Annotated in this window: 26 protein-coding genes and 1 pseudogene; 7 read left to right on the forward strand and 20 right to left on the reverse strand. The window is 46.3% G+C overall.

Going from position 1 to position 20,296, the window contains the following annotated elements:
* Positions 1-128 precede the first annotated feature (128 nt).
* The 3 genes from NDI44_RS22580 to NDI44_RS22590 form a co-directional block, all read right to left on the reverse strand.
* Positions 129-383: a recombinase family protein gene (locus tag NDI44_RS22580; RefSeq protein WP_199305089.1), complete on the reverse strand. Its 255-nt coding sequence runs from the start codon at positions 381-383 to the stop codon at positions 129-131.
* Between the two features lie 106 nt (positions 384-489).
* Positions 490-996 (reverse strand): DUF6745 domain-containing protein, encoded by a 507-nt coding sequence (locus NDI44_RS22585; RefSeq protein WP_339380903.1) that lies wholly within the window; start codon positions 994-996, stop codon positions 490-492.
* Positions 997-1,077: 81 nt separating this feature from the next.
* Entirely contained in the window at positions 1,078-1,515 is a 438-nt protein-coding gene (locus NDI44_RS22590; RefSeq protein ID WP_190416385.1) for a hypothetical protein, read from the reverse strand.
* Between the two features lie 1,013 nt (positions 1,516-2,528).
* Here NDI44_RS22590 and NDI44_RS22595 point away from each other — a divergent pair.
* Complete coding sequence (locus NDI44_RS22595) at positions 2,529-3,506, forward strand: leucine-rich repeat domain-containing protein (protein ID WP_190416386.1); 978 nt, start codon at positions 2,529-2,531, stop codon at positions 3,504-3,506.
* A 47-nt stretch (positions 3,507-3,553) separates the two neighbouring features.
* Here NDI44_RS22595 and NDI44_RS22600 read toward each other — a convergent pair whose 3' ends face one another.
* The 10 genes from NDI44_RS22600 to NDI44_RS22645 all read right to left on the reverse strand — a co-directional run bounded on the left by NDI44_RS22600 (position 3,554) and on the right by NDI44_RS22645 (position 11,793).
* Positions 3,554-4,108: a recombinase family protein gene (locus NDI44_RS22600; protein WP_190416387.1), complete on the reverse strand. Its 555-nt coding sequence runs from the start codon at positions 4,106-4,108 to the stop codon at positions 3,554-3,556.
* Positions 4,109-4,587: 479 nt separating this feature from the next.
* Positions 4,588-5,598: an NAD(P)-dependent alcohol dehydrogenase gene (locus tag NDI44_RS22605; protein WP_190416388.1), complete on the reverse strand. Its 1,011-nt coding sequence runs from the start codon at positions 5,596-5,598 to the stop codon at positions 4,588-4,590.
* Positions 5,599-5,618: 20 nt separating this feature from the next.
* The gene (locus NDI44_RS22610; protein WP_190416389.1) at positions 5,619-6,086 is read right to left on the reverse strand and encodes a MarR family transcriptional regulator; all 468 of its coding nucleotides are present in this window, start codon (positions 6,084-6,086) and stop codon (positions 5,619-5,621) included.
* A gap of 162 nt (positions 6,087-6,248) precedes the next feature.
* The gene (locus NDI44_RS22615; protein ID WP_190416390.1) at positions 6,249-6,458 is read right to left on the reverse strand and encodes a hypothetical protein; all 210 of its coding nucleotides are present in this window, start codon (positions 6,456-6,458) and stop codon (positions 6,249-6,251) included.
* A 376-nt stretch (positions 6,459-6,834) separates the two neighbouring features.
* Positions 6,835-7,992, reverse strand: coding sequence for a hypothetical protein (locus NDI44_RS22620; protein WP_190416391.1), 1,158 nt, complete (start codon positions 7,990-7,992; stop codon positions 6,835-6,837).
* A gap of 9 nt (positions 7,993-8,001) precedes the next feature.
* Positions 8,002-8,637 carry a hypothetical protein gene (locus NDI44_RS22625; RefSeq protein WP_190416392.1) on the reverse strand — a complete coding sequence of 212 codons (636 nt, stop codon included), beginning with the start codon at positions 8,635-8,637 and terminating at the stop codon, positions 8,002-8,004.
* 176 nt (positions 8,638-8,813) lie between these two features.
* Entirely contained in the window at positions 8,814-9,191 is a 378-nt protein-coding gene (locus NDI44_RS22630; protein ID WP_190416393.1) for a hypothetical protein, read from the reverse strand.
* A gap of 713 nt (positions 9,192-9,904) precedes the next feature.
* Positions 9,905-10,864 carry an aromatic ring-hydroxylating dioxygenase subunit alpha gene (locus NDI44_RS22635; protein ID WP_242037233.1) on the reverse strand — a complete coding sequence of 320 codons (960 nt, stop codon included), beginning with the start codon at positions 10,862-10,864 and terminating at the stop codon, positions 9,905-9,907.
* 79 nt (positions 10,865-10,943) lie between these two features.
* Positions 10,944-11,642: a YafY family protein gene (locus NDI44_RS22640; protein ID WP_190416395.1), complete on the reverse strand. Its 699-nt coding sequence runs from the start codon at positions 11,640-11,642 to the stop codon at positions 10,944-10,946.
* Positions 11,629-11,793, reverse strand: coding sequence for a hypothetical protein (locus tag NDI44_RS22645; RefSeq protein WP_190416396.1), 165 nt, complete (start codon positions 11,791-11,793; stop codon positions 11,629-11,631). The genes NDI44_RS22640 and NDI44_RS22645 overlap by 14 nt, the downstream gene beginning before the upstream one ends.
* A gap of 446 nt (positions 11,794-12,239) precedes the next feature.
* Between NDI44_RS22645 and NDI44_RS22650 the strand changes: the two genes are divergently transcribed.
* The 4 genes from NDI44_RS22650 (at position 12,240) to NDI44_RS22665 (ending at position 15,225) form a co-directional block, all read left to right on the forward strand.
* Complete coding sequence (locus NDI44_RS22650; RefSeq protein ID WP_190416397.1) at positions 12,240-13,475, forward strand: J domain-containing protein; 1,236 nt, start codon at positions 12,240-12,242, stop codon at positions 13,473-13,475.
* Positions 13,476-13,600: 125 nt separating this feature from the next.
* The gene (locus NDI44_RS22655) at positions 13,601-14,488 is read left to right on the forward strand and encodes a tyrosine-type recombinase/integrase (protein WP_190416398.1); all 888 of its coding nucleotides are present in this window, start codon (positions 13,601-13,603) and stop codon (positions 14,486-14,488) included.
* Positions 14,489-14,500: 12 nt separating this feature from the next.
* The gene (locus NDI44_RS22660) at positions 14,501-14,749 is read left to right on the forward strand and encodes a hypothetical protein (RefSeq protein ID WP_190416399.1); all 249 of its coding nucleotides are present in this window, start codon (positions 14,501-14,503) and stop codon (positions 14,747-14,749) included.
* Between the two features lie 2 nt (positions 14,750-14,751).
* A complete protein-coding gene (locus tag NDI44_RS22665) occupies positions 14,752-15,225 on the forward strand; it encodes a PIN domain-containing protein (protein WP_190416400.1) in 474 nt (157 codons plus the stop codon).
* A gap of 465 nt (positions 15,226-15,690) precedes the next feature.
* Here NDI44_RS22665 and NDI44_RS22670 read toward each other — a convergent pair whose 3' ends face one another.
* Both NDI44_RS22670 and NDI44_RS22675 read right to left on the reverse strand, forming a co-directional pair.
* Entirely contained in the window at positions 15,691-16,011 is a 321-nt protein-coding gene (locus tag NDI44_RS22670; protein WP_190416401.1) for a hypothetical protein, read from the reverse strand.
* 47 nt (positions 16,012-16,058) lie between these two features.
* The gene (locus NDI44_RS22675) at positions 16,059-16,187 is read right to left on the reverse strand and encodes a hypothetical protein (protein ID WP_277877724.1); all 129 of its coding nucleotides are present in this window, start codon (positions 16,185-16,187) and stop codon (positions 16,059-16,061) included.
* On the opposite strand from NDI44_RS22675, the pseudogene NDI44_RS22680 reads away from it, so the two are divergent.
* Together NDI44_RS22680 and NDI44_RS22685 are read left to right on the forward strand one after the other, a co-directional pair.
* Positions 16,143-16,328 (forward strand): annotated as a pseudogene (locus NDI44_RS22680) (tyrosine-type recombinase/integrase); the annotation flags it as partial. The gene NDI44_RS22675 and the pseudogene NDI44_RS22680 sit on opposite strands and share 45 nt — an antisense overlap.
* A gap of 73 nt (positions 16,329-16,401) precedes the next feature.
* On the forward strand, positions 16,402-16,629 hold the full coding sequence (locus NDI44_RS22685; RefSeq protein WP_190416402.1) for an EF-hand domain-containing protein: 228 nt from the start codon (positions 16,402-16,404) through the stop codon (positions 16,627-16,629).
* Positions 16,630-17,043: 414 nt separating this feature from the next.
* Here the strand turns inward: NDI44_RS22685 and NDI44_RS22690 are convergent, their stop codons facing one another.
* The 5 genes from NDI44_RS22690 to NDI44_RS22710 form a co-directional block, all read right to left on the reverse strand.
* Entirely contained in the window at positions 17,044-17,424 is a 381-nt protein-coding gene (locus tag NDI44_RS22690; RefSeq protein ID WP_190416403.1) for a DUF6632 domain-containing protein, read from the reverse strand.
* 102 nt (positions 17,425-17,526) lie between these two features.
* Positions 17,527-17,652 (reverse strand): hypothetical protein, encoded by a 126-nt coding sequence (locus tag NDI44_RS22695; protein ID WP_277877726.1) that lies wholly within the window; start codon positions 17,650-17,652, stop codon positions 17,527-17,529.
* 21 nt (positions 17,653-17,673) lie between these two features.
* Positions 17,674-17,964: a GNAT family protein gene (locus NDI44_RS22700; protein ID WP_339380904.1), complete on the reverse strand. Its 291-nt coding sequence runs from the start codon at positions 17,962-17,964 to the stop codon at positions 17,674-17,676.
* Positions 17,965-17,979: 15 nt separating this feature from the next.
* A complete protein-coding gene (locus NDI44_RS22705) occupies positions 17,980-18,336 on the reverse strand; it encodes a GNAT family protein (protein WP_348235319.1) in 357 nt (118 codons plus the stop codon).
* 77 nt (positions 18,337-18,413) lie between these two features.
* Positions 18,414-19,373 (reverse strand): GIY-YIG nuclease family protein, encoded by a 960-nt coding sequence (locus NDI44_RS22710; protein ID WP_199305095.1) that lies wholly within the window; start codon positions 19,371-19,373, stop codon positions 18,414-18,416.
* Between the last annotated feature and the right edge of the window lie 923 nt (positions 19,374-20,296).

The raw sequence follows: 20,296 nt of genomic DNA on the forward strand, positions 1-20,296 counted from the left end.
AATTCTTAACTGTTTGCAGATGTCAGCAATAGTATCGGACGAAGGATCTACAAGCTTAATCAGTGGAATTTTTCTTAGAGTTATGCTGCTCTTTCTGGCTACCTCTCTGCCTCTAGCTCTAGCAGCGGCTAATCCAGCGTTCGTTCTTTCTCGGATGATCTGTCTTTCAAATGAGAGCGAAGCGCAAGCGCGACGACCAGTCGTTCGCGCCGAAGATGCACGCACACTAATTTGCCGTCACTCGTGGTTGTATCGATTACTTCGATTAGACTGACAAGTCTGATGCCAGAGGTATTGAAATCTTCAAGCAGCGTTAGTAACTGTTTGAGAGATCGTCCCAGCCGATCAAGTTGCCATACAACTCGGCTCAAATAAAGATTCATCTAAGTGCATGAGTTTTTCTTTTAAAAGAACAAAACACAACAAATTGGTTTCCTCTCGACATTATTATCAACTCTCAACAAAGTGTAGTTTGGCTAAAAATTGAGTTCATTGGTTTACGCCGTGCTGATAGTACAGGCGATACCCGTCAGCAAACTCAATAGCAGGTTCCCTTTCCGCATGGAGGCGATAATCGCTATCAAATGAAAGCTTAGTGGGGCGCTCACATACCAAGCAAATTCCTTCATAGGGAAAAATCCACCCACAATGGCTGACTAGCGATTGATAAACTTCCCATCGTTCAGAGTTATAAATTACATTTAAGACTGAAATAGCATAGTCCATCCAGCTCCCGGTAACTGCCCATGACCTGAGATGTAATGCTCCCCCGCTTGGTTTTAAATATTGTTTTTTTATATCGTTTTTTCGATAGTTTTCTTGTTGTTCTATATAGGCAGAGCCTATATGCCAATCCAACTTTTGTTTCAATTTCTTCTCTAACACAGTCTTTTGTCCTAATTCCTCAGATAACTGATTTAGGATTTCCCACTCTAGTTTGCCCTCTAAATGCCATCTTAGTTGAGCGATTATTCCATCTTCGATTCGCTCCCACAATCCATCCCTATCTCTAATTATCATTAACCTGTCTAAATCGTATTCTCTTAGGGGTGCATCTAGTAGCTCTTCCTTAAAGAATTATCCGGTGATTTGGCTTTCGAGGGGGACTTTTATCTCTGCCAAAAAGCGCTCATACAAGGGGCTAGAAAATTCATTTATAATTTTATTTCTAAGTTGTTTTCTTACAGGACTGATTTGTAGCTTATACAAGTAATAACAGATTTTATCAAACCAGTGAATCCTGGGGAAATCTCTTAATTGAGCGACGAGTAAACCATCAAACTTTTTAATGAGTTGAGACTGAATGATTGTATTTAAAGCAGCCTTCGGGCTATCATAAAAAATAATTTCCGGTTCGGCTTCACCAATGAGAGCATAAGCAGCTTTAATAGCCTTACGAGCTTTTTGCCGAGCGAGGCGTTGAGTAGAAACGGCAATTTGCCTCCACTTTTCCCGATAAACAGGAATCAGTGCTTCTTGCTCAGGCGTAGGTTTTTTAAGATTATTGGGCGACATGGTTGTAGTAAACTGAAATGTTTTACAGATTTTACTTCAAACTAGATTTAGGCTTGAACGCCGAAAAAGTCGTTGATACAATGCTGAGCGCGTAATTAAGCAGGCACAGTTGGTTAGAATTTATGAGCGCTGAGATCAGCGTGCGTTATAGATTCAGCTAAATTGCCTGCTCCATTAACTACCAGGAAATCAACGGATTCAGCCAAGACTGGAATTTGTTCAAGTAGATCGTCAGGACTTATTAAGGCAGCGGCAGGGATTGAACTTTCCATAGAGGCGAACCAGCGGGAGAGGGAGCGCTGTGGGTCGCTGTCAACTACCTGTATTTTTTCTGTTTCTGATAGCTAGTCAGTGTGCGAAATGCAGAGCGACAGGGATCTTGTACTGTCCCTTTCTCGTGGGCGAAAGAGATAACGGTCAGGTTGCTGCATTACTCAACTACTGCATTAAGTATGCCAGAATGAGGGGTTTAGACTCCACCGAAAAGGACTCTTTTCGGTGGAGTTACTCTCAGCGGCTAACGGATTCATGAGCGTTTCACTGTTGCTGGATTCGCCCAACCAAATACTGTTTTAGGTGAAGTTGCTATGAGAAACCAAACCGCTGATTAAGCAAAACCGACCGGACAATGAACGAGATTATTTAGCCCCGATAAGCACCGCAGTAATAGTAATCGCGTTTCGGAGGCTGACAAGGGTGGCAAATATCAGCACTACTCGAACCGGATTGTTTGTTGTTCACAGTTTTTGGACTTCAAGCTTTCCCTTGATACTGACTAGGTTTTTTTTAAGTAAAAGCTTTCTAGGGTAATGTTTTGCAGAGTTCGTCGCGGTTCTGTTTGTCAGTTAACTTCCAGGAGTCTACCTTTACCCGTGTAAAGACTTAGCTAGAATTGAGCCGCAGATAGGTGTATAGAGACGCGAAATGCTGGAGTAATGGCGCAGCTTCAGTTGTAGGCGAGCCAATTGAGCCTACCCAACGCCGCTTAGACAAAGGATGAAACTATATCGCAGATGGAAGAAGTTCGACAGCTAATTCTAAATTTCCCAGATGAAACAGAACTCTATCTCAGTGACATCTATCTCAGTGACAGCCAGCTCGCGTCCCTGCCAGCAGAGATTGGGCAACTGCATTCTTTGACATCTCTCTCTGTAAGCATCAGCCAGCTCGCGTCCCTGCCAGCAGAGATTGGGCAACTGCATTCCTTGACAAAACTCCTAGTGCACCACTGCAACCAGCTCGCGTCCCTGCCAGCAGAAGTTGGGCAATTGCATTCCTTGACAGAACTCTATCTGAACTACAACCAGCTGATATCCCTGCCAGCAGAGATTGGGCAATTGCATTCCTTGAGAGAACTCGCTCTGAGCTTCAACCAGCTGACATCCCTGCCAGCAGAGATTGGGCAATTGCATTCTTTGACACATCTCAATCTGAGTTACAACCAGATGACATCCCTGCCAGCAGGAATTGGCCAACTGCATTCTTTGACAGAACTCTATCTAAACGGCAACCAGCTGACATCCCTACCAGCAGAAATTGGGAAACTGTATTCCCTGACAAATCTCGATTTGAGTGACAATTTCATTCAAGATTTATCGCTGTTAGCCAACCATCCCAATCCCCAACTGACGGTTTATTGTTTTGGTGTTTTTCTTCCTCGTCGCTATTGGACGCACCTGAGCCAGTGGCAAGCTGAATGGTTGCTGACAGAACCCAATGCGGAAGTTCGGCGAGTATTAATTCAGCAGATTGGCTACGAACGCATTTGTCAGAAGTTGGCGGCGCAAGCGATGGATACCTGGCGCGAATACACCCTGCTCAGAATTGATGCAGATATTGATGTCGAACCCATCCATGTGCTGAAAATGACCTGTCCCAGCACCGGACACCTTCACGTCCTGCGCGTTCCACCCACCCTCACTTCTGCTAGAGAGGCGATTTGCTGGGTTAACTGGGACGTTGACCCGGAAGCGTTTACTGTGGAGACTTAGCTAGAGCTGTAGCAATGCGAGTTTGTCTAATCTAATCTAATCTACCTTCACTTGAGATTCATTCGACGCCTATAATATGTGGCTTTCGAGATGCCGAGGGAGTGACAAATTTCTTCAATTGTTTCGGGGCTGTCATCAGCTAACTTGAGCGCCGTGAGAATTTTCTTGTCAGAGTGTTTTTCTTTCCTGCCTCCCTTCCTGCCTCTAGCTTTGGCAGCGGCGAGTCCGGCATTTGTGCGTTCTCTGATAATCTGGCGTTCAAATTCAGCGATCGCGCCGAAGATGCTAAACACTAACTTGCCCCCGCTGGTTGTGGTGTCGATTGCTTCGGTCAGGCTGACAAAGCCAATCCCTCTAGTGCTAAAGTCTTCAACCAGTGTCAGCAAATGTTTGAGAGAGCGCCCCAGCCGGTCGAGCCGCCACACAACCAGAGTATCGCCCTTGCGAAGCTGGTCGAGACATTGATCCAATCCAGGTCGAGATTCCTTAGCACCGGAAACAGTATCGCTAAAAATCTTTTCGCACCCAGCTTTTGTTAAGGCGTCCCTCTGTAAATTCAATGTTTGGTCGTTGGATGAAACTCGGCAGTATCCAATAATCATTCAAAATGTCTCGTAACCCATTGACTAATTATCTCACGAGACATAGATAAAAAGACGAGTTATGAGACACGGCAACACTGGGTTTGAGGCGCGTTGTGTCAACTCCCGAAATGTGTCTTACAAACGGTGGTTTATGAGACATTTGTCGCTGGGAATTTTAGTGCTTTTTTACGAAAGAACTTAAATGAAATCCCGGGGCTGCTAGTGGTGACTCAGAGATCGTGTGACTTGACGAGGGAGCAACTCAAGGAACTGCGCCTGTTGTTAGATGCGGCGGGTTCTCGGAAACTAAGCTGCAAATCGTGTGCTGAGAGATGACGAATGAGGATATTGCGGCTTCAATTCTGGGGTTTATCGGCAGGCGGTGTTGGGAGATGCCTTCTGGCAGTCGCGTGGATAAGTATCCACAAAAAATCCTGTCTTTTGAGTCACCCGCAACATCGTTTGACCCTGCACTTGTGAAGCTCGTGAGCGAAGGCTCAATGCGCCACATCAATGACAATCTTGCCGACAAAGTTTCCGCTCTCAAGAAGCCGATATGCCTCGCGATATTCTGCGAAGGGGTAGACCCGATCGATAACCGGCCTGACTTGGCTCGTTGCCATCGCTGCAAGCAAGGCTTCAAAACTGGTCCGAGGGCCGATCGCTATACCGGCAATGGTGAGGGAGCGCGAGAGTATGTCGATTGGTGGTAGCCCGCCACCAAAGCCGCTCACAAAGCCTACCAAGCCGATCTCACCGCCGATCCGGGTCGATGCTGCGGATTTTACAATTGTCGCCTCTCCGGCGATGTCGATGACCTTATCCACGCCCTTGCCGTCGGTGAGACGGAGAATTTCGTGGTGCCAGTCGGGAACCGCGCGGTAATTAACAACCGCTTCAGCTCCCATCGTCTTGAGTTTTTCGGCCTTTTCATCGGACGACGTGATCGCTAAAACCCGCGCGCCGAACATCCGCGCAATTTGCAGCCCAAACATCGCGACTCCGCCTGTACCCTGAATGAGCACGGTCTGACCCGGCTGAAGCGGTGTAGCGACGTGCAGTGCCGACCAAGCTGAAACCGCGGCGCAAGGAAGTGATGCGGCCTCGGTGTAGGACAGGTAGGCCGGCAGATGAACAAGTGCGTTCTCGTGTAGCAGCACGTGCTCAGCCAGCATACCGTCTATCGTCATGCCGATACTGCTCGATTGGAACTCCGGAAGGTATCGACCGCTAATCCAATGCACGGAGCAACTGGCAGTCACACGGTCGCCGACCTTGACCCGTGTGACATCTGGCCCAATGGCTACGACCTCACCCGCGCCGTCTGATAAGGGAACGACGTTTTCCTTGACTGATCCCCCATATTTGTCGTGCAATGCGGCTTGGTCGCGGAAGTTCAGTGAGGCGGCGTGAACCCGAACCAGGACTTGTTGAAGCCCCGGCGTTGGCAGAGACTCGTCGTTCAAGTTCAGGCTTCCGCCTTTTTTGGTAAGTCTGACAGCTTTCATTTTCGTAATCCTTGATTTATTTAAGTGGTGTGTAAGGTGGGCGTTGTTTGACGGGGTATTGCCAGCCCGTTCAAGGTGTCGCGAAGCTCGGCAAGGTCTTCATCGGAGAGACGGCAAGCTGTCTCGATCTTTTCAGGGATTGAGCACGCTACCTCGCGGAGTGCTTCGCCCGCTTCTGTTAGATCGATAAGAACGCGGCGTTCGTCTTGCTGGTCACGAATGCGCGTCACCAACCCCGCGCGCTCAAGGCGCTTTAACAGGGGCGTCAAGGTTCCGTTATCCATCCCGAGTTCTTGCCCTACTTCCCCAACAGTGCGCGGGGTGCCCTCGTAGAGAGCCAGCATGACCAGAAACTGAGGATAGGTCAGACCCAAAGGCTCAAGAAAGGGCCGATGGAGCCGAATGACTCGGTTGGATGCACTATAAAGAGCAAACGAAAGCTGCCTTCCTACGTGTCGCCGTTGGTTGATGTTCGAGTTGTTATCCATTATTAAATCCAGTCAACAACCATTATATAGCACACTACATAATGGTTCAACACCTATAATTCACTTTTCTTCTGGGTTTTCTACAATGACCCCTATAAGCACGTGTTTCATAAGGCGTAAAATACTACTTTCCCGACGGGCGATCGCATTCAGGGCAGCTCTTCAGGAGTCCTGCTCAATAAATCCAGAGCGGTGGATTTGAGTTGAGAGAATATTTTCCTTCAAGTCGGAATATCCTACTAAACCGACCTGCCCGACAATCAGAGATAGCATTGATAGCGTTGCGGCGGCTCCCAAGATTTGTTCGTCCCTAACTTCTAGGTAAGCTGACAGTTGGGATAAGTCCTCGTGTCCTGAGTAAGCGGTGATCATGCACAATGGAATTCCTGCATTGCTGATCTTTCGTTAAAGCCGTGTAACGGAAAAATTCGTTTTGGGCAAACAACACGATATCGGAAGGTATCAAAAGTGGCGATGTTTGATAATTTAACGGATGAAGTGCAAATCACTATCTAAGCTGACTGGATGCGAGTCAGCTTAGAAAGGTTCATAGAGCTTTCTTGATTCCTTGCGCCGTTTTGGCTCAGGTAGCCCAATTCCTAATGATTATGTCATTGGTGAACTTACGGACACTTACCTCGCGGACATCCTATTCAACTTAGATGCAGCGTTCTCAAGGGCTTAGGAGAATACCACATCACAAGCAACGCCCCATTTTCCAACTGGGTTTTCTCACCAGAAGACTATTTTAATAAGATGCAACCATCTCAAGAGCTTGATCGAAGGTGCGCGAGCCTAGTTCAGTTTGTCCAGATTCTATTAACCTAGTAGCTATGTTAGCCAAAGCCGCAGCTTGGTGATATTTATTTTTCATGGTTTGGGCGATCTGTATAGCTTGGTTGAATTTTCCTGACCCAGATGCCACAGAAACCATGTTAAACAACACTGTGTCTTTGTCTTCGGAGGGACTATTAATTTCTTCAAGCACTTGCAATGCAGGGTCTATTTTTCCCGATAAAGTCAACTGGGCAACTAGATCAAGCAATGTGAAGTTTTTGAAAACATCATCTTTAATCTCTTTAACTACTTGCCCTGCTAGGTCAAATTTCCCCAACTTAGTCAATCCAGAAGTGATATAACCTAACGCTGAGTCTTTGGAGGAATCATTTTTAATCTCTTTAGCCAGTTGTAGGGCTTGGTCAATTTTTCCCGCCTTAGCCAACTCAGGAGCGATATCACCTAACACTGAGTCTTTGGAGGAATCATTTTTGATCTCTTTAGCTAGTTGTAGGGCTTGGTCAATTTTTCCCGCCTTAGCTAACCTAGACACGATGTTAGAGAAGGTCTGGTCTTTGGAGGTTTCGTTTTTAATCTCTTTAACTAGTTGCAGGGCTAGGTCAATTTTTCCAGACTCAGTCAACTTCACAGCAATGTTAGATAAGACTGAGTTTTTAGAGGCTTCATCTTTCATCTCTTTAGCCAGTTCTAGAGCCAGGTCAATTTTTCCTAATGACCCCAACTGGAAAACTATCCCAGATAAGCTTAAATCGTCGGAGAAATCCTTTTTAATCTCTTTAGCTAGTTGCAGGGCTAGGTCAAAATTTCCCGACTCAGCCAACCTAGACGCAATGCCATACAAGGCTGAGCTTTGGGAAGCTTCATCTTTAATTTGTTTAGCCAATTGTAGGGCCATGTCGATTTTTCCCGATGACGCTAGCCAGACAGCGATGTTAGATAAAGCCGCCTCTTGAGAGGTTTTATTATTAATCTGCTTAGCTAATTGCAGGGCTGTGTCGAATTTTCCCGATGATGCAAACTCGGATGCAATCCAAACTAAGAGCTTATTTTTGGAGGATTCTTCTTTAATCTGCTTAGCTAATTGCAGAGCTGTGTCGAATTTATCCAAAGAAATTAACTATCCAGCGATATCAGATAAGGCTGAGTCTTGGGAAGCTTCATTTTTAATATTTTTAGCTACTTGTAGGGCTTGGTCAATTTTTTTATCGTCCGCTAACCTGTAAATTATGCGAGACAGGAGTGAATCTTGGGAAGGCTCGTCTTTAATCTGTTTAGTTATTTGTAGGGCTTGATTAATTTTTCCTGATGAAGCCAACTCAATAGCGATGTTAGATAATACGCTATCTTTAAAGTCTTCATTTTTAATCTTTTTAACCACTTGCAGGGCTTGGTCAATTTTTCCCGAATATGCCAACCCAAAAGCGATTGCAGATAAAGCTTGGGCTTTTTCTATATTTTCGAGGGATTCACTTTCAATCTCTGGAACCACTGGTACATCTGGGTCAATTTTCCCAGAAAATGCCAATCTAAAAGGGATTGTAGGCAGTGCTTCAGCTCTTCCCGATTCATCTTCCCTTGCTTGGACTACCTTGCCTTGCCTGGATGAAGCTGCCACTAGAATATTTGCTTGGACAATTTTAATTTCATTCCTACTTAAAAGTTCAGTAGGGCTGAAGGTAGCACTCACCCCATGCTGAGGCGTCAGACCTGTAAATAGTGCGAGCAGGGTAAGGAGATAGGGTTGAGTTCGCATGGGGAGTCAATAAAATTGATGGCTAACTAAGATAAAAGATGTTGAGTCAGTAATGATCAAATGCAATTATTGTTAGCCACAGGAAAACAACTACAAATTACGCAAATTTCTTGGTGGGCTTTAGCTGGAAAGTAGTAACGAAAGCAGCCACTGCCATTCAGCACGATTGTTATCTGTTATCCATGTCTACTACCACGACCCCGATACCTCTGCTCTGTCTTGAGCTTTGCAATGTACCGAGCTACCGAACTTTTTCCACTGTCCTGATTCCCCCAAATCAATACGGTTTGGCGGATGAGATTATCGAGCTGTTTTGTAGACCTGGGAAGATTGCTGGTACAAGTACCAATTGGTACTTGGGGGCGATCACTCTCAGTCTTTGCCAGCAGCATTGAATTAGGGAGTTGAATATTCTGCTCAGTCGCCGGTAAACTTAGTTGTTCGACTGTTCTTACCGGGACATCGATTGCTGGTGATTCTTCCTCTGCGGCCTTGGAACTACCTCGCCGTGACGAATTTACAGCATTGATATTGTTCAGCTCAACTGCAAGCACGACTAACGCTAGGGGAATGCCTGTGATCGCGCTGAGCGCCGGATTGGGCTACCCGTGGAGCGGACTGCTAGAGCTTTCGATCCTCAACGGGGTCTTCGTCACGTTGTTCATCGGATCGGCGTGGCTGTTTCGCCGTGCTGCGCGCTTCCGACCCGATCGGGGCGCGGCTTAACAAAGCGGTCACACCGGACGCAGCCACGCTACTATACTACTCGTGAAGCCGTCGGTAGCTTGCTGCCGAACCAGAGGGAAGCAGGTTTGTTAATGGTGATCTACACTCCTGAGTAGCAATAGAGCTGTTTGATAGACGTGGATAAACCAAAAAGCGTAAACATTGCGAAGCTGACACAAGCCGCAAGGTAGCGCTCAAAATTCTTATCAAGTAGGAGTTTCAGTTCTTGATACTTAGATGGGCTTCAAGGATACAACCAAGGTTCACTTAACCATGACAAAATACTAACTTTAGGCCCAAAGTAGGCAAAACCCACCCTAACAACATTGATTTTTCAAGGAGTCTAAGTATAGCTCTGAAAGCTATTCAACCTTTCGATTGTTGGCAAAATTCCCAATCCACCGACTCGACATCGAATTCTTGCAAGCTGGCACTTAGTAAACATTGAAACCCTTATCAGGCAAGGTTTAAATGGCTACTTTGCAGTTGATTTCAGCTTCGCTATATTTACGCCAACTTGTCACGAATCTTATTAATGTCATCAATCAGCACTTGCGCCTTGAATAGCCTCTATTCTTCTATACTTCACTGTGCGGTAGTACCAACGGCGAAACCGCAGTGAGGGTTCATCAGTAGGTACGTTACATCCTTCATTTGTATTGGGAACTTCACCGAGCTGTGACTCAACCATCGTGCGATCGTCAAGAGATGCTGCAAAAAACTCATCAAAGTCGAAGTTACTCGGATCGATTCCAGAGTTGGGCAGAACAACCTGCATAAATCGCATTTGTTGGGTATTGATCGGAATTGCAAACAAATGAGGACGCAGGGGTAGTCCATCTATATCTAACTTGAGAACAACGTTATTGGGCTGATGCCAATCAATCTCAACTCCATAAGACAAGGTATTGAGTTGATTTGTGACTGCCATTCCATCTGCTGTTGCAGTAACGCTGATTTGGGCGATCGCGTTTTTGTGTACTGGGTCATGGAATTCGCCACCAAATGAATCCCGATGGATAAAAGGGATATGTAGATAGTCCAGTGAAATATCGATCGCTCTTGTCCAATGTGCATTCCAAATCTCATGGTGAATCACATAGCGCTCGTTTGGCTCTAATAAGCTCAACGGCAATTGCGGTTCTGGCACGTTTTCGGTTCCCGTAAAGACCCACAACATCCCTGCAATCACTCTTGTCGGCAGTCTCACGGCTGACAGTTTTGAGCGTTGAGCTGGGTTAAGTGAGTTGAAAGGAACATGAGTACAAGCACCATCTGAGGCAAAACGCCAGCCATGATAGGGACATTCAAGGCACCCGTCTTCTGTTACTTGCCCGCGTGAGAGAGGCGTACCACGATGAGGACAACGCTCAAGAAATGCCACGAACTGCTCGGCTGAATTGCGAAATAGAACTAGCGATTCGCCAGCTAACTCAACCGCAAGGGGAGCTAGTCCTATTTCAGCAATGGGTAATACTGGAGTCCAGAAGTTAGGAAACATCTCAAACACAGCGAAACCGGCTCCTCAACAAATTCTTGGGCGTTACTCAGCATAAAACCCTACTCCTGACAGCATCCTGTCAGTGGAAGCCAGATAACTTTATTCTCTCAAGCTGAAACTTCGTGTATAAGTCAAGACTGATCTCTTGGTCTGGAAATTCAACATCTGAAGCAAAATCGAGATTTTGGATGCGATCGACCCGAAAATCTCTGTATGAGTTTCTGAGAATGCACCATGTTCCAACGGTCCATTTTCCACCCCAGTAAAACAACCCCAACGGAAAAACAATCCTTTGAGACAGTTGTTCATTCAAGCTCAAATACACAATTGTGACGGCTTGTTGCTGCTGAATTGCTCGATAAAGGTCGTTCCACTGTCTTAAGCTTTGGTCGTTGAGAATATCACCTAGCGCCCGAACAGGTGTGCGAGTTGGATCAAAGCTGTGTGGCGGCAATACTGCTCCAATTTTACTCAATAGCGTTTTTGCCGCTGCTGCTAAGTCATTCCCGGTCGAGCGCGACAGGATTTCGACACCTAACATTAAAGCGGCGATTTCATCATGAGTTAAAGTTAGGGGTGGTAATTCAAAATCTTCATCCAAAGCATAACCGACACCAGGCTCACCATAGATGGGAATGCCACTCACCGAAAGATCGTCGATATATCGGTAAATTGTACGCACGGAAACACCAATCCGTTCGCCTAGTTGCCCTGCTGTAATGGGTTGGTGAGATCTAATCAGATTCACTAATTGGAAAAGACGGTCAGCTTTCCTCATCCTGTACGTCGAGTAGTCTTAATCTTTCAGCAGCATAACCTTCCCAATCAATTGCATATCGATTTTGTAACCCGTCACAACCAACATTCAGCAGATCGAAACGTTTTTTCAGGTGCGAGCGATCGCTAATTGGTGTTCCATTACTACTCACGAGCGTCTATCAGCGCTCTGGAAATCTAAAAGTTGTAAATATCCCATCCTATAGGAGAAGGAAGAGTACAGGTTACACCTGCTAACGATCGCTCCGAATCGTCAGTTAGATGGGGTCTGGGCGCTCAAATATTATCGGTTGGAGTTTGGAGAGGTTGGAGAGGATAGCCGCTGGATCTTCTATCTACCGGGAAACGTGAGTGAGCAAGCGATCGCTCCAACGGTTTAGATAAAGTCTTCTCTGAATGGAAGCGTATGCAGCAAATTTCTACTCCCTTGACGTAGAGCAGCGATCGCTTTCTCTCTAAACACTCTCAAAATCAACCTGTAACGAATATAAGCTTTATGAATTCCTAAGCTTGATCCTCAGTCCCAGGCGCCTACAAAGTCGCTCTCCTTCTCTCTTTTCCGAGTCGCTATTTAACCTGTAACGGGTAGAATTTATGAATGTCAAAGCTTTCAACCACGATGAATAAACCCAGTGGCGGCAGGATGAGAAAAGAGGATTACACCACCTCCGTGATGCGGGTGCCAGACCCAGTGAAGCCGAAAGTCATTGAACTCATCGAAAAATTTCATCAAGACAGACAGCCGAATCAACCTGTAACAAGTCATTCCCAGTATTGGCAGATTCCAGCTTCTTTAATTCCTGAGCTGCTGGATTTTGGCGGGAACGAACCCATTTTGGTGACCGAGTGCAGCATTACTAATGCCGACTGGTGGAACCAAGATGGCACACAACACTGGGAAAAATGCTGGTGCGAAAACTTAAAACGCTTTAATGACTTAGCAGATCGAGTGAATGAATGTCTGCGGCAAGTTGACAATAGTTGGACGCTGGCATTCCCTGACGACAATGAGAAAGCCGTTAAGAAGTTATGCGAATACCGCTTAATCTATCTAGATCAACCTACGACTGCTGCCACACCCCTAGAAGCTGTGCAATGGGCGTTGACATCTAATTATTTTGGCTCTGGGTTGAAGGAGAAGATTGTCGATGCTTTTAGACAAAAGCAATGGGGAATTTTAAAAGCTTTAGAGGTGGGGGTTCACCCGCCGATTAACCGGCGGGAATATTGGCTGAGAAACTACGCCGAACAACTGGGCAAACCTAACGTGAATTACTGGCAGTGGCGGCAGAACCCAGAATCACGAGAAATTGCCAATGAACTGACTCAGCTTCTAGAACTGCCAGAACCCTCAGCGGATACGCGGCGAGTGCTTGAGTGTTTGGCAGAAGGGAAAGATCCGTTCTACGATCCCAAGCCGAATGGAGGGGAAATATATCTCGGCTTTAATACATTTTTGAGCAAAGGCGCGCTTGCTGGCTACGACCCCAACCTGAAGCAGCGTTGTCGTGACGCCTTTAGAAATTGGCATCAAACAGTTCTTGCCGACTTGGGACAGGATACTTTAGAAGGAATTTACCGAGTCTGCTACGGCTGCGACTGGATTCTCATTGAATCCATCTTGGCTCCACCGCTTGTCGGAGCATGGTGGGACGTTTTACAGGTATCGCCTAGTGCCACTCCAGAAGAAGTCAAAAGCGCGTACCGGGCAGCAGCCAAGGTTTGGCATACGGATATCAACAACAGTCCCATCGCTAAAGCTCGGATAACCGCACTCAATAAAGCCTACGAAGAGGCGAAAGCAAGTTTTACCAACTACAAGTATCGAGTCTAGCGATCGCCCAAGAATGTAGGTTTCCAATGGGTGATAAGTGACATTATCACCGATACAATTTAAAACAGAGTCCCTCCTGCGGTTACAGAAGGGACTTGTTCAACAAAAGGTCTACTCTTAGCTCTATGTTGACACGAACTTCAGGGGCGGCGATCGCTCCTACTACTCGCTTGGCTGAAGTTAATTCCACTGCCCAATTAATTGACCTTTGGTTGCACGGCAAGACTCATCAGAGCCAGAGGGCTTACCGTGGTGACATCAATTGCTTTTTGGCGTTCGTCGAAACCAAGCCGCTGCCACAAGTCACGCTCAATGATGTCCAGGCGTTCGCTGATGCCCTAGCTTCTCAGGGGTATTCAGCCGCTACCCAGAATCGTCGGCTTTCATCCCTCAAGTCACTGCTCTCGTTTGGGCATCGAGTTGGGTATCTGCCCTTTAATGTGGGTGCGTCGCTAGACACGCCTCCAGTCAAAAACACTTTAACAGAGCGGATTTTGACAGAGCTTGAGGTGATGACGATGATTGCCTTGGAACCGTGCGAACGCAATAAGCTGTTACTTCGTTTCCTGTATGCCAGCGGTGCCAGAGTCTCGGAAACATCTTCTTTAAGATGGCGTGACTTCAAACCTGTAGGCGATCGCGGTCAGGTTGCATTGTATGGCAAGGGCGGAAAGACGCGGTATGTGGCACTGCCAGTTTCCCTCTGGAAAGAGCTAACTAAGTTCCGAGGTGATGCCGGACAAGATGACCCGGTGTTTAGAAGCCGTAAGTTTGCCGGGGCGATTCAACCAAACCAAGTACGGCGAATCATTGAAATAGCTGGGGAACGTGCGGGGATTGAAGGAAAGGTTAGCCCGCATTGGTTTAGGCACTCCCACGCCTCCCACGCTCTTGACCGAGGTGCCCCTGTGCAGCTGGTTCAGGCAACGCTGGGTCACGCCTCGGTTGCAACAACCAGCCGCTATCTTCACGCTCGTCCATCCGACAGTTCTGCCCTTTATCTACCTTTTTAGGAGCAAATATTTATGACATCTAAGCCGATGGAATTAGAAGGAACTTGGGAGGAGATTATCATCCACTCAAAAGAACTCGCTGGAAAGAGAGTGCGCGTCACCGTTCTTAGGGACGAACCTGAATCCCCTTCCCCTGAAACGCCTTCTCCCTCTAGCTCCACTGCCGAATCTCTCTTGAGGTATGCAGGGACATGGGAAGGGGACGACCTTGAGGAGTGTCTCCAAATGGTTTATGATTCCCGTGCCCCGCTGGAATTTTAAGCGTGTATTTGCTCGACACCAACCACTGTAGCCACATTATTGAAGGAGATGCCGTTGTCTGTCGCCGCCTCATCGAGTTGGGCCAGGTGCCAGTGGCTACCAGTGTCATTGTTTGCGGGGAACTCATTTTCATGGCGCAAAATTCACAACAGAAGGCGGCTAATCTAATCCGAGTGCAAGCTTTTGTACAAGGCATCGACATCTATCCGGTGGACAGGGAAACTGCCCATATCTACGGTGAATTTAAAGCGAAAATCATCGCTCAGTTTGGTCCCAGAGAAAAAAGTAGACGTAGAACAACCAGAATTGAAGCGTTAGGCGTGAGCGAGAACGATCTGTGGATTGCTGCTACTGCCTTGCGTCACGGTCTGACTGTGGTTTCATCTGATAGTGATTTTGAACGGATGCGAGAAGTAAGAACGCTTCCAGTAGAAAATTGGTCATCGCCGCCGTCACCTCCCTTAGCTGAGCCTTGAATGGGGGGAAAGCGATCGCCCTTAGCGTCCAAGAATATTTGCCATTTCAAAGCTATAGCACTGAAAACTTTATTCATCAAATCGCTTACAGGCAGGACTAGCTAACGTTGTTATACCAGTTGATTTGAACACCAGTACAATAGCGATTAATTTATTCCTATGTAGATTGGATTTTTAGACTATGAACTTCATCCAAAAATTTCTCAACTCAATTTTGCCGGATGAGTGGGCACAATCGATGGAAGAGGAATCACGCCAATGGTTTATGAAATGCCCAAACTGTAATTTTGAAGAATCATACTGGGATTTAGGGGCAATTCGGTGGAAGGCAGCGGGTAATTCCAGGAATTTCAGGAAATGCCCTCACTGTGGTCAAAGAACTTGGCATCTGACTTACAAAAAAAGATAAGGTCAGCCATCGTTACTACCTTAAAAATTAGATACCCCTAGGATGCTTCTTCAAGCTCAACCGATATGTAGTCTGAGCGCGAGCATTCCTCCTAACACCACCAATCCGAGTGCGCGACGGAAGTAGTTGACCCCATCAAACAACTCCTGCCATGCCCAAGTGAACAAAGCACCAAATCCCACTAAATCAAGTCCTGTCTGGAGATTGCCGCTGGGTAAGACGAGTTGAAGTAGGCTTGCTCCCAACCCTACTAGAAGCGGCAGGTTGGGCATCTGAGCAATGACAATCTTGCCCTCGCTGTCTCGAAAAGTGCGATCGAACAACGTGGTTCCTTGTACTTTAAGCTCTTCTGAATCGCGGTTCAATTGGGACGACATCTACTCTACCTCAATGCTACTGAACCCAAATGTTAGGTCGGTTCTGCCTACTTGGTGTCTAACCCAAGTGGGAGATTGCTTTTGAGCGATCGCTCGAACAGTACCGAAGGTGAAGGCTCTTGCAGGGTAACCGCACTGGGATTAGAGGGAAGGTTAGCCCGCACTGGTTGCGTCATGTTCACGCCTCACATTCACTAGACACGGGCGCTCCGATCCATTTAGTGCAGGCGACGTTGGGGCATGAATTGGTAGCGACTACTTCCAGATATCTGCACGCACGCCCCAACGACAGCAGCAGCTTGTATCTGCCAGGGTAAGAGGTAACTTTCCTTGCATCTTTATCGAAATTCTGAGATATTGAATTGAAAAAATTAATTCAGATAGAAACTTATGGCAACTGAGCAAGAGCTTCAATCTCTTTTTAATACCTTGGATAGCGATCAAGATGGCAAAGTATCGAGTAATGAGCTTTTTTTAAGCCCTGGGTTAAATGCAGTCATTTCAGCAGAAACAGGTACTAGCCCCGCAGAACTGCTAGCGATGTATCGAGATGAAGACGGTAATATTACCTTTGAAGACCTGAAACAAGCTGTTAAGAAAGCAGGGAATTTAGAATAAGTGCGAGCGCCCTTATAGTACCGAAGGTGAGGGGAGGAGGGCTGTCAATGTCCAGTGGCGCAATGTACTGACAGCTAACTAGATTGAACGCAACCAAGCTAGGCCAGAACTTGACATTATATTGATAATGTCAAGTTTAGGTTTTGGTTGTTGAAACATCGTTGTTGAAGTGCGATCGTTGGCAATATAACATCCCTTTAGCGCCACTCAATCTTTTTAGGGGTTATCTGGATCGCTTGCTGCAATAATAACCGCGAATACATCGTCTTGGTTTCCTTCTTCATGGGTCAGGATTACCAAAAATAAACCCAGTTTTACACCCTTTGTAGATTTCTCAAACCCGCGACTGACAATTTATAGAAAGCCATCATCACCGCTTCTGATGTCAGCTACATTTGATTGGTTGTGCCTTGCTTATTCCTGCACTGGCACCCCTTCGCGTGGCGTTAGGACACCAAGAACAATTGCCACCAAGATTAATGCTGGAACATCGCCTAGGAGATGTCCACGTTCCGCAGAATCAATTACTGCGTGGAATGCCATGATCAGCCCATGAACAACACTCGACCAGACAGTAAACCAGATTAAACTCAGATGTGCTTCGGGTTTTCGAGAAGCCCATAGTAAAAAAACACCGAGCGTCGCATAAATGCCAACGATCATCTGTTCGTATTCATATTGACCGGGTAGCCATGACCAGCCCGATGACCAGATTTTCATCAACGGATAGACAAGGAGAAAAGCAGTTCCAACAACAACAAGGGCGATTTGCAAGTACTGATGCCGCTTATCCATGACTCCAATCTCCGATTATTTTTCAGGGGAGTTTCTACTTCTATAAACTTGTCAGCGTTAGTAGAGGAGCTTCTGCAAATTTTACAAAATTTTATACTTGGATCAGTGATGAGCTTGATGGGTGCGAGTTGTATAGCTGCTACGCAGCTTGAAGGGAACGCTTTTACTCCACATCATCGCGGGAGCCATCATCACCACCTGATTATCATTGAAAAGACCTCTTTTCAAAGGCAATAACTCCTATATGCCTCATGGGGAGATCGCGGGTGGCTTTTCGACTAAACCTAGATCGGAGGGTAGAGCAACGTAAATGAAATGGTCTACCCATTGCTCGTTTTCATAGAGAAAACGGCGACGAATGCACTCCTTCTGCATACCCACACTTTGAGCCAATGCAATTGATGCTTGATTATCCAGATTAATGGCGGCTTCGATGCGATGATAACCCAGTGTTTCAAACCCAGCAATTAGTGTGGCTCGAACTGCTTCCCTGCCGAAACCTTGCCTCCAGTGTTGGTTGTGAATTTCGTATCCTAAAATTGCCCACTGACGTTCTTAGCGACGAATCGTTGAGAGATCGATGTTTCCAAGATGCTGAGCGGTTTGACGAGAAAAAATACCAAATACGAAAACCCGATCGGTCAACGCCTGCTGTTGATGACGCTGACACAAATCTGCAAACCAGCTGCGATCGCAGTGATCCAAACTAACCAGCCCATCATCGTATTGATGTTGTTTTGGCAATCGCCCAGAAAAGCCAGCGTACCAAGTCTCATAATCACTGGGTTGCTGGGGACGAAGGATCAGCCGTTCAGTATTAATGGTTAATGCCCAGGAAATTCCACTCATGTCAAATAACAAATTATTTGTCGCTAATAACACATTAGTGTCGTTAATCCAAAAATCTTTCAAAGCTTTTACAATAGGGCTTCTAGACTAAGTAACACTTTGTTTTATTGAAGGGTAATTATCTTTAAAAAGACTAGTTTTTACAGGCAATAACTTCCAGTTCTAGCAGGAGATGACATAATATCCTCTGCCAAAATATTAAGTTCGGCTTGACTTAGACATTTGAGATGCATCTGTTTTAAATCGTTCAATACTACATTCGCCTCAGTACCAAACTTATAGTATTCAGTTAAGCTCCTCAATTGATAATTAAACGACTGGTAGCGATGCTTGAAATATAATTCAATATTGCCCCTGTGTTCCCAAGTCCCCAGTACCTTAAGTTCCACAGTTTTGTAGTGCGAACGCAAATCCCGCCTAATTTCTAGCATTCGTTTTTCAATTGTTCGCTTGGTTACACCAATTTTATATAGGGTTTCACCATCAGCTTTTACTTCTAAATAGTACAAGCGATGCTCTAGAATTCTTTTGAGCTGAGTTTGGTAAAGCCATAAATCAATTGAAGGTTCTTTCAGATTCAGTGATTTTAGTACTTTAGCGAGTTCTACCTGCCGTTCTATATCAGCTAATTTCTTCAGGAGAAGCGGCTCCTGAATTTGATTGAATTCCTTTAAGGGCAGCGCTCCCACTGGAATCATCCCTAGCTGTGTAAATTCGTAGCCAGGAGGATTTTGATAGGGATTTTTCTGCAATAGTTTGGCTTTGATTAATGGCTTGAGGTCAACTGAGAAAGGGATACTCCAGCCATTTGTTCCACAGGATTTCCAAAGGGTTTTGAGCAATTGTAGTGCCTGCCCTGATAACTCGATATTGAAGTTGTCATACAGTGGGAGGCTAGGAAACTCTCGCTTAACCGTCACGGAACGACAGGTTTGCCCAGTATGAGCGAAATGGTGTTCTTTGACTTGACCCTTCTTAGCAACTAATTTGACTCCACAATAGGGGCAAACTAAATCGCTTTTTCCGCTGGGGACATCGACGATATCAACCAATTTATTATCAGCATTGACCCCAAATTTTAGCAGCCACACATAAGCCATATCGCGAATCACTAAATATTTATCGTTAACTTCGACGGCAGATAAAATCCGGATGCTGAGAGAAAGTGAGCGTGATCACGCTTCACATTCTGGAAACACTAAGACTATCCCAGATGAGAAGGTGTGATGAATAGAACCGCAGCACTTGCCGCCCTAGTCCTAGTCTTAACCGGAATCCCCAGCCTCATCTACCCAACAAAACTGTAGCTCGGCTTATCCAGGCGTCTGCATTCCTCCCGGTCCACCGGATCTGAATTGCCCGGACATCTCCTACCGGAATTTCAAGGTTCTGCCGCCTGATCCGCATGGCTCTGACGGCGACAGCGATGGGGTTGGATGCGAGAAGAAATAACAGTGCAGTGAAGAGTGATCGCGCTCATGGAGGCTCACCAGCCATCTTAACCAAACGGTGATGACTAATCCTTAAGGAGCTGGTGACGAGCGATCGCAACACTTCAATCCTCCATCCGAATCCTCTCCTCGAATTCGTGATGCCCTGCATCCAGCGGAACCAGATAGCGCTCGCTGTCTCAACTTCCGACCCTCCTGGCTAGTGAAGCTAGAATCCGGAGCGCCGAATTCTAGCGGGCGATCGCTGTCTTGACTTTCAACCCTCTGTTAAACCTCTTAACTGTGGGTACAAAAGGAACGAGGTTTGTTAATTTCCGGGCTGGAACAACCAAGTAAAGCTGCAACTAAACTGAATCCCACTGTTGCTTCATCGTCGTTGCTCTGCACTGACTCAAGTACCTGCTGTAATCAGCTTATAAAGTCCCAAGGCTAGAAAAGCCGGGGCTTCTGGAGAGAATATATCGCTCTTTTGTCACTTTAGGGAGAGGATAATAGGCTAAAACGGGTTCAAAGCCAGAATTTACCTATGACAGAACCACGTCCAGCCCAAGCCACCGTGAAATTTGTGGATG

Source organism: Trichocoleus sp. DQ-A3 (genome assembly GCF_039961975.1).
Lineage (GTDB): Bacteria > Cyanobacteriota > Cyanobacteriia > Cyanobacteriales > FACHB-T130 > FACHB-T130.